Origin of the sequence: Conyzicola sp., from assembly GCF_046714715.1 — a bacterium.
Taxonomy (GTDB): Bacteria; Actinomycetota; Actinomycetes; order Actinomycetales; family Microbacteriaceae; genus Conyzicola.
In genome coordinates this window covers 50,788-65,047 of sequence record NZ_JBKKAD010000018.1, presented here as the reverse complement: position 1 = coordinate 65,047, position 14,260 = coordinate 50,788, and the positions used below count along the sequence as shown (strand labels likewise).

The window sequence follows — 14,260 nt, the reverse complement described above, 5'->3', positions numbered from 1 at the left end:
ATCGGAATAGCATTTGATATGCCCGATAACGCGCCAGCACGCCCCGTAGCACTCGCGTTGTCCACACACCCGGGCCCGACCGTCGCCGTGACCGTCGTCACCGCCGTTCTCGCCCTCGGTGCCGGGCTCGACGCCTGGCGTCTCGCCCTCGTGACCCTCGCCGTGTTTCTCAACCAGGTGTCCGTCGGCCTGTCCAACGACTGGATCGACGCGGAACGGGACAAGGCTGTCGGACGCCGCGACAAGCCGATCGCCCGAGGCTGGATCGACGTGGCCACGGTGCGAACCGTGTCGATCATCACCGCGGCTCTCGCGGTGCTTCTCACCGTGCCGCTCGGGTGGGGTGCCACGGTCGCCCACCTCGTCTTCATCTCCTCCGCGTGGGCGTACAACGCGTGGCTCAAGCGCTCGCCGTTCTCGGTGCTCCCGTTCATCGTGAGCTTCGGCCTGCTGCCGGCGATCGTCACCCTCGCCGCCGAGACGCCGGAGTTCGCCCCCTGGTGGATGCTCGCGGCCGGCGCCCTGCTCGGAGTGTCGGCGCACTTCGCCAACGTGCTGCCCGACCTCGCCGACGACGCGGCCACGGGGGTCGCCGGGCTCCCCCACCGGCTCGGCCGGCGGGCGAGCGGACTCACCATCGCCCTCGCGTTGGCCGCGGCATCCGTTCTCGTCGTCTTCGGAGCCGGGGACCCCGGGGCCGTTCAGTGGGCCGGGCTGGCGCTGACCCTGGGGCTCGCCGCCGTGTGCGGGGGGCTCGCGCTGACCCGGCCCCCGACCCGGCTGCTCTTCCAGCTGATCATGGCGGCGGCGCTCGTGAACGTGGCGCTGTTGGCGCTGGCGGCGTAGTTCTCCACAGGGGCCGGATTTTTGTCCCCAGTTTTCCCATCGTCACTCGAATGTGTGTTCGAAGGTGGTTGCATTGAAGTATGACAAATGCATCGGCTTCCGGTCTCACGCAGCAGTTCACCGCTGCCGTGGCGGCCCTCGGCGCGGTGTCGAAGTACGTCGCAGATTTTCAGACCGCGGATGACGCGGCTCTCGTCGAGCTGTCGAGGCTGGCCGCCCGTGAGAAGCAGTTGGCCGACGCCCACCTGGCGCTGATCGCCGGCGAGATCGCCGCCCGGTCCACCCGCGAGATGGGGCACTCGGGGCTCGCCCAGCGGGAAGGGTTCCGCAGCACCGAAGAGCTGCTGCGCACCACTACCGGGTCGACGGGGCGTGAGGTCACGACGGCGGTGCGGGTCGGGCGGCTGGTGCGGGAGGCCGCGGTCGACCTCGGCGTCGACCCCGCGACCGGGTTGGCCGTCGAGTCGGGCGAACCGTGGCTGGCGTGCGTGGCCAGTGCCGTATCTGCCGGCGCCCTGTCGATCGGGGCGGCGGATGCGATCCGCACCGGAATGGGAGCCCCCACCGACAACGTGCCCGCCTCGGCACTGGCCGACGCCGCCCGGCAACTGTGCGAACTGGCCGCCACGCTCGATGTCGACCGGCTGCTCAGGCGCGCCCGAGAATTCCGTGACGACCTCGACGAGGCCGGCATCGCCGATCGAGAAAAGGAGCGCTTCGAGAGGCGCTCCCTGCGCCACTTCCGGCTATCGAACGGCATGGGGCGCGTCGTCTGGGATCTCGACCCCGAGAACTACGCCGTCGTGACCGAACTCTACGACCGCGCCACATCACCCAAACGCGACGTGCGGTTCGTCAGCGGTGAGCACAAGGTCACCGCCGAACGCATCGCCGCGGACCCCCGCACGATCGAACAGCTCGCCTCCGATACCCTGCTCGGCCTGCTGCAGGCCGGGGCGGACGCCGATTCCTCGCAGTTGCTCGGCACCGGCGGCGCTGCGATCCGGGTGCTCGTCACGAAGAAGACCGTGCAGGCCGGTTCCGGCCACGGCCGTATCGAGGGCAACCCCGACCCGGTCTCGCTCGCCACCGTCGAACGTCTCACCTGCGGCGGCGCGACCACCGCGGTCACCCTCGACAGCTTCGGGCAACCCCTCGATGTCGGAAAAGAGCAGCGATTCTTCACCAAGAAGCAACGCATCGCTCTCGCGGTCAGAGACGGCGGCTGCATGTTCGGCGAATGCGACAAACCACCCTCCATGACGGAAGCCCACCACATCAGATTCTGGGCCAGAGACGACGGCAGAACCGATCTCAAAGACGGCATACTGCTCTGCAGATTCCACCATCTCCTCTGCCACAACAACGGCTGGGAGATCGAGAGAATCGGCACCGACTTCTACCTCATACCCCCGCCCACGATCGACCCGGCCCAGACTCGAAGACCCCTGCCCTCCAAGAGCCCGATCATGCGCGACTACCGTCGCGAAGTCGAGGGCGCACGATGACCGTCCCGCGCGGTGAGCCCGTGCGAACCGGGCCGACCTTGCGGACCGGGCCGACCACGCGGGTTGAGCCTGTCGAAATCCCCTACGCGCGAACCCTCAGCCGCGGCGGCCGACCATTACTTCTTCTCGGGCACCTTCTCGTGCACCGGGTTGCTGATGCCGATGAGGGAGACGATGCCGCCGAGGATCAACAGCACCGCCGTGACCAGCAGCCCGCGGTGGAACGAATCGACGGTGAACTGCGAGCCCACGATGACGCCGACGAACGCGATGGCGATCAGGCCGGCGATGCGGGAGATCGCGTTGTTGATGGCCGAACCGATGCCCGACTGCTCCGGCGCGATCGAGCCGAGGATCGCCGACGTGAGCGGCGCGACGGTCATGGTGAGACCGAGCGCGAAGATCACGACCCCCGGGAAGACCTGGGTCCAGTAGTTCACGTCCTCGCCGATGCCGAGCATCAGGAGGTAGCCGATGCCGCCGATGATCGGGCCGAGCCCCATGAACAGGCGCGGACCGTACTTGCCGGCGAGGGCGCCGAAGAACGACGAGAGCGCGATGCTGATGAGCGTCATCGGCAGGAACGCGAGGCCGGCTGCGGTGGCCGAGAAGCCGCCCACCTGCTGCAGGAATACCGTGACGATGAAGCCACCGAGCGACAGGGCTCCGTAGACAAGGGTGGTGGAGATGTTTCCGACCGAGAAGTTGCGCACGCTGAACAGCCCCAGAGGCACCATCGGGTGCTTGGTTGTGCGCTGACGCAGGATGAACGCGAGCAGGGCCAGCAGGCCGAGCACGAAGGGCAGGTAGATCACCGGGCTCGTCCAGCCGAAGTTCGCCTGCTCGATGAGCGCGAAGACCGGACCACCGAGCCCGACGATGCCGAGCACGGCGCCGAACCAGTCGATGCCTCCGCCCTCCGGCCGCACATTCTTCTCCCCGAGGCGGGAGACCAGCACGAGGGTGACGGCGATCGGGATGATGTTGATCGCGAACACGAGGCGCCAGTTGAGGTAGTCGACGAAGAGTCCGCCGAGCAGCGGCCCGACGAGGAAGGCCGCGCTCGTCCAGCCCGTCCACGTGCCGATGGCTTTCGCCTGGGGTGCGCCGCGGAACGTCGCAATGATGATCGCGAGCGAACTCGGAACGAGCAGGGCGCCCGCGATACCCTGCGCTCCGCGCAGGATCACCAGCGACTCCGCCGTGGGCGCGAGGGCGATGAGCACCGACGTCACCGCGAAGCCGTAGAGACCCGCCTTGAGCACGACCCACCGGCCGAAGGTGTCCGACAGCGACCCGGCCAGCAAGATGAGCGTGCCCAGCGTGATCGCGTACGCGTCGACGACCCACTGCTGGGTGGTGATGCCACCGCCCAGCTCCTCCTCGATCGCGGGCAACGCCACGTTGATCACCGAACCGTCGAGGAACGTGACGAACGACGCGAGAACCGCGATCGTGAGCACCAGGCGTTGATTTCGCGTCATGCTCGTAGTCAACACCAGCGGGGCAGTTTCATTCCGCTGCGGGGGTCGAGTTCACTGCAGCTTCAGCTTCGTCGAGCACGCGGTGGTCGACGAGCAGCTGGAAGTGTCCGTCAACGGGCACCCGCACGTTCGTCGCGCCCGGCAGTTCGCTGCCGCCGGGGATGTGCGGGTCGTAGTCGCCGAAGACCGAGACGATGCGCGAATTCACCTCCGCGTTGGCGGCGAGCAGGGTGAGGGTCGCGTCGGTCGGGATGAACGCCCGCAGCGGGCGCACCGGCATGTACTTCGACAGGCTCGAGCCTTGGAACGGCGACGCGATCGCCACCAGCCGGTCGATGCGGCCCTCGACGTCGTCGAAGAGCATCATGTGCTTGGCGATCAGCCCGCCCTTGCTGTGGGCGACGATGATGACATGGCGCAGGTCGTGCTCGTCGATGTAACGCTGAACGGTGGCCGCGGCATCCGGAATCGCGTCGACGTTGCGGCCGAGCAGCTCGACGGCGTGCACCGGGTGTCCCGCGCGGGCCAGGCGACCGCCCGCCGCTCGCAGAAACTGCCAGCGCTCGTAGACGCCGGGGATCAGCAGCACCGGAGCCAGGTGTCCCCGCGGCTTCGGCACGGTGCGGTGCCGGAGTGTGGCGCCGAGGCTTACCCGCGCCGCGTAGGCATAGTCGGAGAGCCAGACTTTCGCGCGACCGAGCATGTGGTCAGTCTACGATCCGTCGTGGGCGCAGAATGGTGCAATGTCTACCAACGTCGGTGAGAACTGGGCCCGCAGCTACGAGTACACGGCCGAGGCGCTCGCGCGTCCGACCAGCGTGGGCGAGGTGCAAGACCTTGTCGCGGCGGCGACGCGGGTGCGAGCGCTCGGCAGCCGCCACTCGTTCACCGACCTCGCGGACAGCCCCGGAACGTTGCTCAGCCTCGAGCGGCTCGACTCGCCGATCGACATCGACCCGCAGAGCCGCACGGTCACGGTCGGCGGCGGCGTGCGGTACGGCGACCTCGCCACGGAGCTGCAACGGGAGGGCTGGGCGCTGCACAACCTCGCCTCGCTGCCGCACATATCGGTCGCTGGTGCCGTCGCGACCGGCACCCACGGATCCGGCGACACCAACGGGACCCTCTCCTCCGCGGTCTCGGCACTCGAGCTCGTGACCGCGTCGGGCGAACTGCTCACGCTGCACCGCGGGGAGCCCGACTTCGATGGCGCCGTCGTCGCGCTCGGCGCGCTCGGCATCGTCACGCGGGTGAGCCTCGACATCCAGCCCACGTTCGATGTGCGGCAGGACCTCTACGACGACCTCACCTTCGCCGACCTGCTCGCGGACTTCGACGCCGTGACCTCGAGCGCCTACAGCGTCAGCCTGTTCACGGACTGGCTCGGCGACACCCTGCGCACCGTCTGGATCAAGAGCCGGATGGATGCCGCGGCGCCCCCCGAACGCATTCTGGGGGCACCGCGGCAGGACGTCGGCCGCCACATGCTGCCCGACCAGCCGGCCGCGAACGTCACCCAGCAGGGCGGCATCGCCGGACCCTGGAGCGACCGGCTCGCCCACTTCAAGCTCGGCTTCACCCCGTCGAACGGCGACGAGCTGCAGAGCGAGTACCTCGTGCCGCGGCGCAACGCTATCGCGGCTATCGAGGCCGTGCGGTCGCTCGGGCCGCGCATCGCCCCGCTGCTGCTCGTCACCGAGTTGCGCACGATGGCGGCCGACTCCCTCTGGCTCAGCGGCGCCTACGAGACCGACGCGGTGGGCATCCACTTCACCTGGAAGCCGCTCGCCGCCGAGGTGCGGGCCGTCTTGCCCGAGATCGAAGCCCTGCTGCTGCCGCTCGGCGCGCGGCCGCATTGGGGAAAGGTGTTCTCGGCCGACCGCGGCGACCTCGAGCCGCTCTACCCGCGGCTCGGCGAGTTCCGCGAGCTGGCGGCGCGGCTCGACCCGCAGCGGAAGTTCGGCAACGCGTTCCTAGAGCGCACGGTCTACTGAGCCCGCGGTGCAGGCTGAGTAGGTCGCTTAGCGACCGTATCGAAACCCGTCGAGGTTTCGATACGGGCCGCAGACGGCCCTACTCAACCAGCGATCAGGCGACCAGCGATCAGGCGAACGCGTCGAGGCGGCCGACCGCCGTCACCTTCACGACCGCGATGCCGAGCTCGGCCGACTCGGCCAGGTCGACCGTGGCGCTGATCCCCCAGTCGTGGTCGCCGGCCGGGTCGGCGAAGATCTGACGAACGGTCCAGGTCTCGGCGCCCTCCTCCACGATGAGCATCGCCGAGCTGCGGGCGTCGCTGTCGGTAGCGAGATCGTCGTGCACGTCGAAGTAGGCGTCCATCGCGTCACCCCACACGTCTGCGGTGAATCCCGACGTGGCATCCAGAGCACCCAGCTCCTCGTACTTGTCCAACGCGGCCAGTTGCACACGCCGGAACAGCTCGTTGCGCACCAGAACGCGGAAAGCGCGCGGGTTGGTCAGAATCGACGGCGGCGCGGGCGGCAGCACGGGCTTCTCTCCGGGCGCCGTCGGGTTGATCAGCTGCTCCCACTCGTCGACGAGGCTGGAGTCGACCTGCCGCACCAGCTCGCCGAGCCACTCGATGAGGTCGAGCAGTTCCTCGGTCTTTGCCTCGTCGGGAACCGTCTGCCGCACCGCCCGGTAGGCGTCGCTGAGGTAGCGGAGAACCATCCCCTCGCTGCGGGCGAGTTTGTAGTAGCCCACGTAGTCGGCGAAGGTCATGGCGCGCTCGTACATGTCGCGCACGACCGACTTGGGGCTCAGCTCGAAGTCGCCGATCCACGGCTGCGTCGCGCTGTACTGCTCGAACGACGCGTCGAGCAGCTCTTCGAGCGGCTTCGGCCAGGTGACATGCTCGAGCAGCTCCATGCGCTGGTCGTACTCGATGCCCTCCGCCTTCATCGAGGCCACCGCCTCGCCGCGGGCGAGGAACTGCTGTTGCGACAGGATCGGCCGCGGGTCGTCGAGGGTCGCCTCGAGGATGGAGATCATGTCGAGCGCGTAGCTGGGTGACTCGGGGTCGAGTAGTTCGAAGACCGCGAGGGCGAACGGCGACAGCGGCTGGTTGAGTGCGAAGTTCGGCTGCAGGTCGAGGGTGAGTCGGATGTCGTAGTGGATGTCGGCTGCCGAGGGCTGCGCGTTCCAGTCTTCGTACTCGCCGCTGTCGAAGCCGTCGACACCCTCGAGCGCAGACTTGAGCGCGGGCGAGGTCTCGACGGGCTCGATCCGCGGCACCTGTGTCACGACGTCCGCCGCGCGCAGCGTGCGGTAGATCGCCAGGGCCTTGCGCGCCATCGCCAGCTGCTTGGGCCACGGGTCGTGGCTCTCGAAGATGAGGTCGCGCATCTCCTGGAACGCGTCACCCTCCCGCGCGATCACGTTCAGGATCATCGAGTGGCTCACCTGCATGCTCGAGTTGAGGGTCTCCGGCTCTGCGGAGATGAGACGGTTGAAGCTGGGTTCGCCCCACGACACGAAGCCGTCTGGCGCCTTCTTGCGCACGATCTTCTTGATCTTCTTCGGGTCGTCGCCCGCCTTGGCCACGAGCCGCGCGTTCTCGCTCTCGTGCTCGGGCGCCTGCGCGACCACCGTGCCCGCTGTGTCGTACCCGGCGCGACCGGCGCGACCCGCTATCTGGTGGAATTCGCGCGCGGTCAGCTGGCGCATCCGCACGCCGTCGAACTTCGTGAGAGCCGTGAACAGCACCGTGCGGATCGGCACGTTGATGCCGACGCCGAGGGTGTCGGTACCGCAGATCACCCGCATGAGGCCCTGCTGCGCGAGCTGTTCGACGAGCCGGCGGTACTTGGGCAGCATGCCGGCGTGGTGCACGCCGATGCCCGAACGGATGAGCCGGGATAGGGTCTGGCCGAAGACGGTGGTGAACCGGAAGTCGCCGATGGCCGCGGCGATCTCGTCGCGCTGCTCGCGGCTGACGATCTTGATGCTCGTCATCGCCTGGGCGCGTTCGAGCGCGGCCAGTTGCGAGAAGTGCACGATGTAGATGGGCGCCTGCCCGGTGGCGAGCAGGTCTTCGATCGTCTCGTGCACGGGCGTCGTGGCGTAGCTGTAGCTGAGCGGCACGGGGCGCTCGACACCGGTGACGACGGCGGTCTCGCGGCCCGTGCGGATGGAGAGGTCGTCGGCGATGCGCGACACGTCGCCGAGCGTCGCCGACATGAGGATGAACTGCACGTGCGGCAGGGTGAGCAGCGGCACCTGCCAGGCCCAGCCGCGGTCGGGATCGGCGTAGAAGTGGAACTCGTCCATCACGACCTGGTCGACGTCGCTCTGGTCTCCCCCGCGCAGCGCGACGTTGGCGAGGATCTCGGCCGTGCAGCAGATGATGGGAGCGTCGGGGTTCACCGACGAGTCGCCCGTGACCATGCCGACGTTCTCGGCGCCGAAGATGTCGACGAGTGCGAAGAACTTCTCCGACACGAGGGCCTTGATCGGCGCGGTGTAGTAGCTGCGCTTGCCCTGCGCGAGCGCGGCGAAGTGGGCGCCGATCGCGACGAGCGACTTGCCGGTTCCGGTGGGGGTCGAGAGGATGAGGTTCGCGCCCGAGACGATCTCGATGAGCGCCTCCTCCTGCGCCGGATACAGGCTCAGGCCACGGTCGGCGGCCCACTCGGAGAAGTTCTCGAACGCCTGGTCGGCGTCGAAGGGGCGGGGGGCGCGCTCGAGCAGCGTCGCGGGGGCGGTGGTGGCGACATCCTCAGGCATGATGCTTCGATCATCCCCTACTGCGCCCGGCGTCGCGTCCAGCGCACCCGAAGCCAGGTTCGGCGACGCTCAGCGGCGCTCCGGCAGAACGCGCGGAAGGCGCCCGACCTGCGGGAGCACCAGCACGACGACCGCGGCGAGCGCCGCCCACCCGGGAGGGATCACGGCGGGACCGCCGAGCGCCCACCACAGGCCGCCGAGCAGCACGGTTCGCAGCACGAAGCCGCCGATCCAGACGCGGCGCGCGGTCGTGCCGGGCGGTGCCCATTCGACCTTTTCGACCCATGCGCGCCAGAGCGAGCCGTTCGCCCATAGGGCCACGATGCCCACGACCACCGCGACGACCGCCCGCAGCACCGCGGGCAACTGCCCCGCGCCGGGGGCGAACAGGTCGACGACCGGGTCGAGCGCCGCGGGCACGGTCGGCGAGACGAGCAGTACCAGTGCGAGACAGAGGGCGAGGATGCGCCCCGCGCCGAGCTGCCGCACGCCGCGCGCGTGCGCCGCGCTCCTCGCCGACGCGGCGGGGTCGGCGAGCGCTGACCCCGTGAGCAGCCGCACGAGCGGGTCGATCACCTGCGCGGTATTGCGCGCGTACGACTGGTGGTCGGTGAAGGGATTCGCGGTGTTGTGCACCGGGTGCTCCTCGGGCCCTGTCGCCTCGGTGGCGGGCCCGCCGTTGACCTCGCGCCAGCGGAGCTCCCTCGCCCGCATGCTGGTCGAGACAGTTCCGGCCGTGAACGGATCCCAGACGGCCCAGAGATTGAGCCAGCGCGGCGGGCGATTCAGTCGCGCCCACTCCTCGACCGGGCTGAATCGTGCGCCGGAACCCGCGGACCCCGAACCCGGGCGCCGCACCCCGGCGACGGCCGCGCGCACGCCGGCGAAGCGCCCGCTCGTCCAACGCGGGGCCCCCAACAGCGTCAGCGTGCTGCCCACCGTGACGAACGCGTCGACCGGTGTGCGCGGCTCCCCCGTTGCCGAGTCGAACAGGGTCTGCGCGGCGATCGTCGCTCCCTGCGAGTGGGCGAGCAGCACGACCCGCGTGGCGTCGACCTCGACCCCCTCCGCCCGAGCGAGCAAAGCCGCCCGCACACTCGCCGCCCGCACGCCGTCGCGCACCACCGCGCGCATGGCCGCGGCCCGCACGGGCCGTCTCGTCCACACCGCCACGTCGCCGACGAACTCGGCGAGCCCGCTCGTCACTCCCCGCACCAGGGCCGACAGCCCCGGTACGAGCAGCAGCAGCCCGAGCAGCGGGAACAGCAGTGCAAGCACCAGGCCGACGGCGAACAGCGCCACCCAGAGCGCCGCCACGAGCGGGGCGCTCGCCACACGCCACCACGGATTGACCCAGAGGATGCGGGAGAAGTGCACGCCGAGGCGCAGCAGGGCGCGCCACGCGAAGGAACCTCCCCACGAGAACACCTCGCCGGGCTGCAAGGGCAGGAACGACTCCGCCCAGCGGGCCTCGGTCACCACGAGCACCACCTCGTGCTGGGCACCCTCGTCGCCGCGGAACCGCACGCGTGCATTGACCTCGTCGGGGGAATCGCCCGCCAGCGCCACCCGTTCGAAGGTGACCCCGTCGCCGCCGGACCCGCGTGACAGCCAGTCGAGCCGCCGCAGTAGGGGTTCGGACCACTGGAGCAATGTCTCGCTGCGGCGCTGGGCACCCATCCCGTGCACAACGACGAGGGCGACGACACGTTTGTGCACGGGGCTCATCTCCGACACGCTACGCCCCGGCACGTGCGCGGGTTGGGCTATCGGCTCCCGTGTTCCCATTCCCGCTCCTGGGCGCGCATGGCGGGCGAACGGTACCCGGTCGGACTGCGCACCCCGCCCAGCCACGAGGTCAGGCGTGACGCCTGGTCGTTGAGTGCTTCCCTGGCGCCGGTGGACACCGGCTCGAGCAGGCGGACGCTGACGACCGCCTGCGCGTCCTGTATCCAGCTGCCGACGACCCGCCCGTCGGCCCAGGCCGTGGTGCCCGCGTTGCCCCGGCTGTCGAACAGCTGCGGGCCGCGCCCGCCGAGGTAGAAGGCGCGGCCCTTCCACCCCATGACCGTCGGGTCGAGGGGTGGGAGGAGGGCGGTCCAGGGTGCGGGCTCCGCGACCGCGTCGACGTCGTCACGCAGGATCCAGCCGCGCTGCTCGCCGTCGAGCGTCGCCTGCACGGCGTCGAGCTCTCGGATCGCGAGTCGCACGGCGGCCTTCGTCGCACCGAGCCACCAGACGATGTCGTCCTCCGTTCCGGGGCCGAACGCGCGCAGCCACCGGTGCACGAGCTCGCGGTACCCGTCGGCGGGGTCCATCACGGCCACCTCAGACCCCAGCCATCGCGCCGGCAGAGTCCACAGCGGCCGCGCGGTGGGGAAACTGCCGCTCGACGGTCCGCGCACGATGGTGCCCTCGGCGCCGAGGAGGGTGAGCACCTGCGGTGCCGACCAGCTCTCGTCCGCCGTCGTCGGCACGGTGACGTCGATGAGCGGCACGGCACGGCGCAGCTCCGCCGCGAAGAACGCGCCCGGGCCGCCCGAGAGCGCCGACGTCACCCCCGCCCGCGCGTCCTCGAGCCACGCGCTGCCGTTCGGGGCGATGCCCGCGCGCTCGACGTCGCGAGCCATGCGGGTGTGTTCGGAGGTCGCGACGCGCGCCGCCGCGCTGCCGAGCACGGCGGGCACGAGGTGGCGCGGGAACGCGAACAGCGTGCGCCGCATCGCGAGCTGCGTGACCACGACCCGGTCGTCGTAGAGCGCCCGGTCGATGTCGGCGACCGTGACACGCGCCATCCTCGCCCACGCCGACAGGTAGACGCTCGGGGCGTCGGTCGCGTGCAGCGCCACGACGGCACCCGCTGCCTCCTCGAGCGTCTCGACGCGCGAGTCGCTCGTCAGCGCGTGCCGGGTCGCGAGTCGAGCGCGTCGTTCACCGTCGGAAATGTGCCGCATGATGTCATCCGCCCGTCTTACTGCGTGGTCTCGGTCTCGTCCCGGGAGTCGGCCGAGACGGGGGTGCGGCGCGGGTTAATCGTCACCCGCGCCGCAGGTGTTACTCGGCGGTGTTGGCCGCCGCGACGTCGAGGATCCAGGTCACTCCGAAGCCGTCGGTGAGCATGCCGAAACCGGGGCTCCACGCGGACGCGGCCAGAGGCTCGACGATCGAGGCGCCGGCGGACAGCTTCTCCCAGTAGCCCTGCACCTCGTGCAGGGTCTCCCCGCGCACCGAGACGAAGAACGGCTGGTCGGTGACGGTGGCGCCGTTCTCCCGGTGCGTCGACCCCGCGCTGGCGGCCGACCCTCCCGACTGCCCCGGGATGTCGTAGGCCATGACGCGGAAGCCGTCTTCGCTCTCGACCTGCCCGAAGACGACGCCGTCGGCGCCGGGAAGGTCCTTGGGCATGCCGAAGTCGCCATAGGTCGCGATCGTGACGCTGCCGCCGAAGACGGACTGGTAGAACTCCAGCGCCGCCCGGGCGTCGCCGCGGAAGTTGAGGTGGGTGGTCGTCGTGATGCTCATGTCTGCTCCTAGTGAGAACGGCGCCGGGGTTTTCCCCGACGCTGTCCAGTCTCACAGCCGTATAGGACAGTTTCAGTCCTAGACCTCGCTAAACTCGACGTCATGACGACGACCACCTCGCGCCTGCTGAGTCTGTTGTCTCTGCTGCAGACACGACGCGACTGGCCCGGCGCCGTGCTCGCCGAACGGCTGGGCATCAGCCACCGCACCGTGCGGCGCGACGTCGACCGCCTGCGCGACATGGGATACAGCATTCAGGCGACGATGGGTCCGGATGGCGGCTACCGGCTCGACGCCGGAAGCGAACTGCCGCCCCTGCTCTTCGACGACGACCAGGTCATCGCGCTGGCGGTCGCACTGCGCGCGGCAACCCTCTCCGGAGCGGGCATCGAGGAAGCGGCCGTGCGTGCCCTGACCACCGTGCGCCAGGTGATGCCTTCGCGCCTGCGCCACCGGCTCGACGCCCTCGAGTTCACGACCATCGCGGCCCGCCCGGGTGACGGCGTGCCGGATGCGGTCGCCCCCGACGTACTCGTCGCGCTGTCCACCGCGGCGCGCGCCCACGAGGTGCTGCGCTTCGACTACGCGGGCCGCAGCCCCGACGACGAGCCGGTGCGGCGCAGGGTCGAGCCGCACCACCTCGTGACCTCGCACGGACGCTGGTATCTCGTCGCCTGGGATCTCGAGCGCGACGACTGGCGCCTTTTCCGCGCCGACCGCATCACCCCGCGCAGCCCCGGCGGCGGCCGATTCCGACCGCGCGACGTGCCGGGCGGCGATGTCACCCGGTTCGTGGCCGGGCGCTTCAAGGGTTCCGACGAGACCGACCGGTGGCCCTGCGTCGGCAAGGTCGTGCTGGGGCTACCGGCGTCCGAGGTGCTCCCGTTCGCCGGCGACGGCATCGTCGAGGACCTCGGCCCCGACCGCTGCAGCCTCGAGGTCGGCTCCTGGTCGTGGGTGGCCCTCGCCGCCTCGCTCAACCGCTTCGACACCGACCTCGTCGTCGTGCACCCGCCGGAACTCGCCACGGCATTCGGCTTGCTCGCCGCGCGCAACGCGGCAACAGCGGGCGCGTAGCCCGGGAGGGCACGTGCGCTCGCGTCAGCGCGCCGCCCCCGCGAGCGAGCCGTCGATCGTACCCGCCGGGTCGTAGACGGCGCACGCTATGTCCCGGTCGGAGTATGCGGTCCACGACGACACCGAAGGGAAGTAATAGACGAGCTGCAGGGTGCTCTGACCCCACGGGACCCCGACATAGGCCGAGAACGCCTCCGAGCAGTGCGCGCCCATGGCTCCGTCGAAGTAGTCCTCGCCGGGGCGCACGCCGCTCCAGGCCGGCTCGTCGACGGTGCCGGCCCAGACGACCTCCGCTGCGTGCGTCGTATCGCACGCGACCGGCCGGTCGCGGAGCGACTCTCCCCCGTCGTCGGCCTCGGCGATCTCCCGACTCTCGGGGAGGCAGTCGCCGACGACGTAGGGCAGTGTGGTCGTCGGCGCCGAGAATTCGTTTGCGGGCACGACCACAAACGACCAGACCCCCGCGACCGCCAGCACCAGGGTGAGCGGGATGAGGAAGACACTGACCCTGCGCCCGGCCGATTCTCCGCGGAACGCGCGGGCGAGCGTGGGAGCGACGCCGAGCAGGCTGAGCAGGAGAGCGAAAACGAGGTTCAGCAGCCATGGCGCCCACACGTCGCGCTGAGGGAGGTAGAGGGTGACGAACCAGTCGCCGAAGGCGGGATCCGCAAGCGCCCTGCCGAGCACGAGCATCGACGCCGAGGGCTCGGCGAAGTAGCCGCGCGCGGCGTCGTAGACGAACGCGGCGGTCAGGCTGGCGAAGATGGTGACGATCACGATGGTCAGGACGGCGACCGCGCCCCTCTGTGCCGGCGGCCACCCGGATCCGTAGCGGTAGAGCCGCACGGCGAGCGCGGCGGCAGCCCACGCGACGACGGAGGTAATGAGTCCGAACTGCCAGACGAACAACCAGACCACGATGGTGAGCGGGATCGCGAGACAGGCGTAGGCGATTCCCCGGCGGTAGTTGTCGAGGTGGTGGACATTGTTGTGACGGGAGGAGGTCGACACCGGGCGCTCAATTCTTCGGAAGGTGGTACATCTTCGCGACGAGTCGACCCATTCTCACGTCTGTCT

General features: G+C 69.9%; 11 protein-coding genes. 4 read left to right on the top strand and 7 right to left on the bottom strand.

The annotated features are described in order from the left end of the window. Nucleotides 1-18: 18 nt before the first annotated feature. Entirely contained in the window at nt 19-846 is an 828-nt protein-coding gene (locus ACLQ6X_RS01975; protein ID WP_411698482.1) for a UbiA family prenyltransferase, read from the top strand. An 80-nt stretch (nt 847-926) separates the two neighbouring features. Then, nucleotides 927-2,354 (top strand): DUF222 domain-containing protein, encoded by a 1,428-nt coding sequence (locus tag ACLQ6X_RS01970; protein ID WP_411698481.1) that lies wholly within the window; start codon nt 927-929, stop codon nt 2,352-2,354. A 116-nt stretch (nt 2,355-2,470) separates the two neighbouring features. Here ACLQ6X_RS01970 and ACLQ6X_RS01965 read toward each other — a convergent pair whose 3' ends face one another. Further along, complete coding sequence (locus ACLQ6X_RS01965; RefSeq protein ID WP_411698480.1) at nt 2,471-3,838, bottom strand: MFS transporter; 1,368 nt, start codon at nt 3,836-3,838, stop codon at nt 2,471-2,473. A gap of 28 nt (nt 3,839-3,866) precedes the next feature. Then, on the bottom strand, nt 3,867-4,541 hold the full coding sequence (locus ACLQ6X_RS01960) for an esterase/lipase family protein (RefSeq protein WP_411698479.1): 675 nt from the start codon (nt 4,539-4,541) through the stop codon (nt 3,867-3,869). Nucleotides 4,542-4,581: 40 nt separating this feature from the next. Between ACLQ6X_RS01960 and ACLQ6X_RS01955 the strand changes: the two genes are divergently transcribed. Beyond that, nucleotides 4,582-5,832 (top strand): FAD-binding protein, encoded by a 1,251-nt coding sequence (locus tag ACLQ6X_RS01955; RefSeq protein ID WP_411698478.1) that lies wholly within the window; start codon nt 4,582-4,584, stop codon nt 5,830-5,832. 109 nt (nt 5,833-5,941) lie between these two features. Here the strand turns inward: ACLQ6X_RS01955 and ACLQ6X_RS01950 are convergent, their stop codons facing one another. The 4 genes from ACLQ6X_RS01950 to ACLQ6X_RS01935 all read right to left on the bottom strand — a co-directional run bounded on the left by ACLQ6X_RS01950 (nt 5,942) and on the right by ACLQ6X_RS01935 (nt 12,106). Beyond that, on the bottom strand, nt 5,942-8,584 hold the full coding sequence (locus ACLQ6X_RS01950) for a DEAD/DEAH box helicase (protein WP_411698477.1): 2,643 nt from the start codon (nt 8,582-8,584) through the stop codon (nt 5,942-5,944). A gap of 69 nt (nt 8,585-8,653) precedes the next feature. Then, complete coding sequence (locus tag ACLQ6X_RS01945) at nt 8,654-10,312, bottom strand: hypothetical protein (protein WP_411698476.1); 1,659 nt, start codon at nt 10,310-10,312, stop codon at nt 8,654-8,656. Between the two features lie 38 nt (nt 10,313-10,350). Continuing rightward, a complete protein-coding gene (locus ACLQ6X_RS01940) occupies nt 10,351-11,538 on the bottom strand; it encodes a winged helix DNA-binding domain-containing protein (protein WP_411698475.1) in 1,188 nt (395 codons plus the stop codon). Nucleotides 11,539-11,638: 100 nt separating this feature from the next. Beyond that, a complete protein-coding gene (locus ACLQ6X_RS01935) occupies nt 11,639-12,106 on the bottom strand; it encodes a VOC family protein (RefSeq protein ID WP_411698474.1) in 468 nt (155 codons plus the stop codon). A 102-nt stretch (nt 12,107-12,208) separates the two neighbouring features. On the opposite strand from ACLQ6X_RS01935, the gene ACLQ6X_RS01930 reads away from it, so the two are divergent. Then, nucleotides 12,209-13,183 (top strand): helix-turn-helix transcriptional regulator, encoded by a 975-nt coding sequence (locus tag ACLQ6X_RS01930; protein ID WP_411698473.1) that lies wholly within the window; start codon nt 12,209-12,211, stop codon nt 13,181-13,183. A gap of 24 nt (nt 13,184-13,207) precedes the next feature. On the opposite strand, the gene ACLQ6X_RS01925 is transcribed toward ACLQ6X_RS01930, so the two are convergent. After that, nucleotides 13,208-14,194, bottom strand: a complete 987-nt coding sequence (locus tag ACLQ6X_RS01925; RefSeq protein WP_411698472.1) for a septum formation family protein — start codon at nt 14,192-14,194, stop codon at nt 13,208-13,210. Nucleotides 14,195-14,260: the final 66 nt, after the last annotated feature.

Excerpts from the sequence above, each read along its gene's own strand:
- ACLQ6X_RS01935 (WP_411698474.1), bottom strand. The coding sequence starts at position 12,106 with ATGAGCATCACGACGACCACCCACCTCAACTTCCGCGGCGACGCCCGG.
- ACLQ6X_RS01975 (WP_411698482.1), top strand. The coding sequence starts at position 19 with ATGCCCGATAACGCGCCAGCACGCCCCGTAGCACTCGCGTTGTCCACA.
- ACLQ6X_RS01950 (WP_411698477.1), bottom strand. The coding sequence starts at position 8,584 with ATGCCTGAGGATGTCGCCACCACCGCCCCCGCGACGCTGCTCGAGCGC.
- ACLQ6X_RS01970 (WP_411698481.1), top strand. The coding sequence starts at position 927 with ATGACAAATGCATCGGCTTCCGGTCTCACGCAGCAGTTCACCGCTGCC.
- ACLQ6X_RS01945 (WP_411698476.1), bottom strand. The coding sequence starts at position 10,312 with ATGAGCCCCGTGCACAAACGTGTCGTCGCCCTCGTCGTTGTGCACGGG.
- ACLQ6X_RS01955 (WP_411698478.1), top strand. The coding sequence starts at position 4,582 with ATGTCTACCAACGTCGGTGAGAACTGGGCCCGCAGCTACGAGTACACG.
- ACLQ6X_RS01940 (WP_411698475.1), bottom strand. The coding sequence starts at position 11,538 with ATGCGGCACATTTCCGACGGTGAACGACGCGCTCGACTCGCGACCCGG.
- ACLQ6X_RS01930 (WP_411698473.1), top strand. The coding sequence starts at position 12,209 with ATGACGACGACCACCTCGCGCCTGCTGAGTCTGTTGTCTCTGCTGCAG.
- ACLQ6X_RS01965 (WP_411698480.1), bottom strand. The coding sequence starts at position 3,838 with ATGACGCGAAATCAACGCCTGGTGCTCACGATCGCGGTTCTCGCGTCG.
- ACLQ6X_RS01960 (WP_411698479.1), bottom strand. The coding sequence starts at position 4,541 with ATGCTCGGTCGCGCGAAAGTCTGGCTCTCCGACTATGCCTACGCGGCG.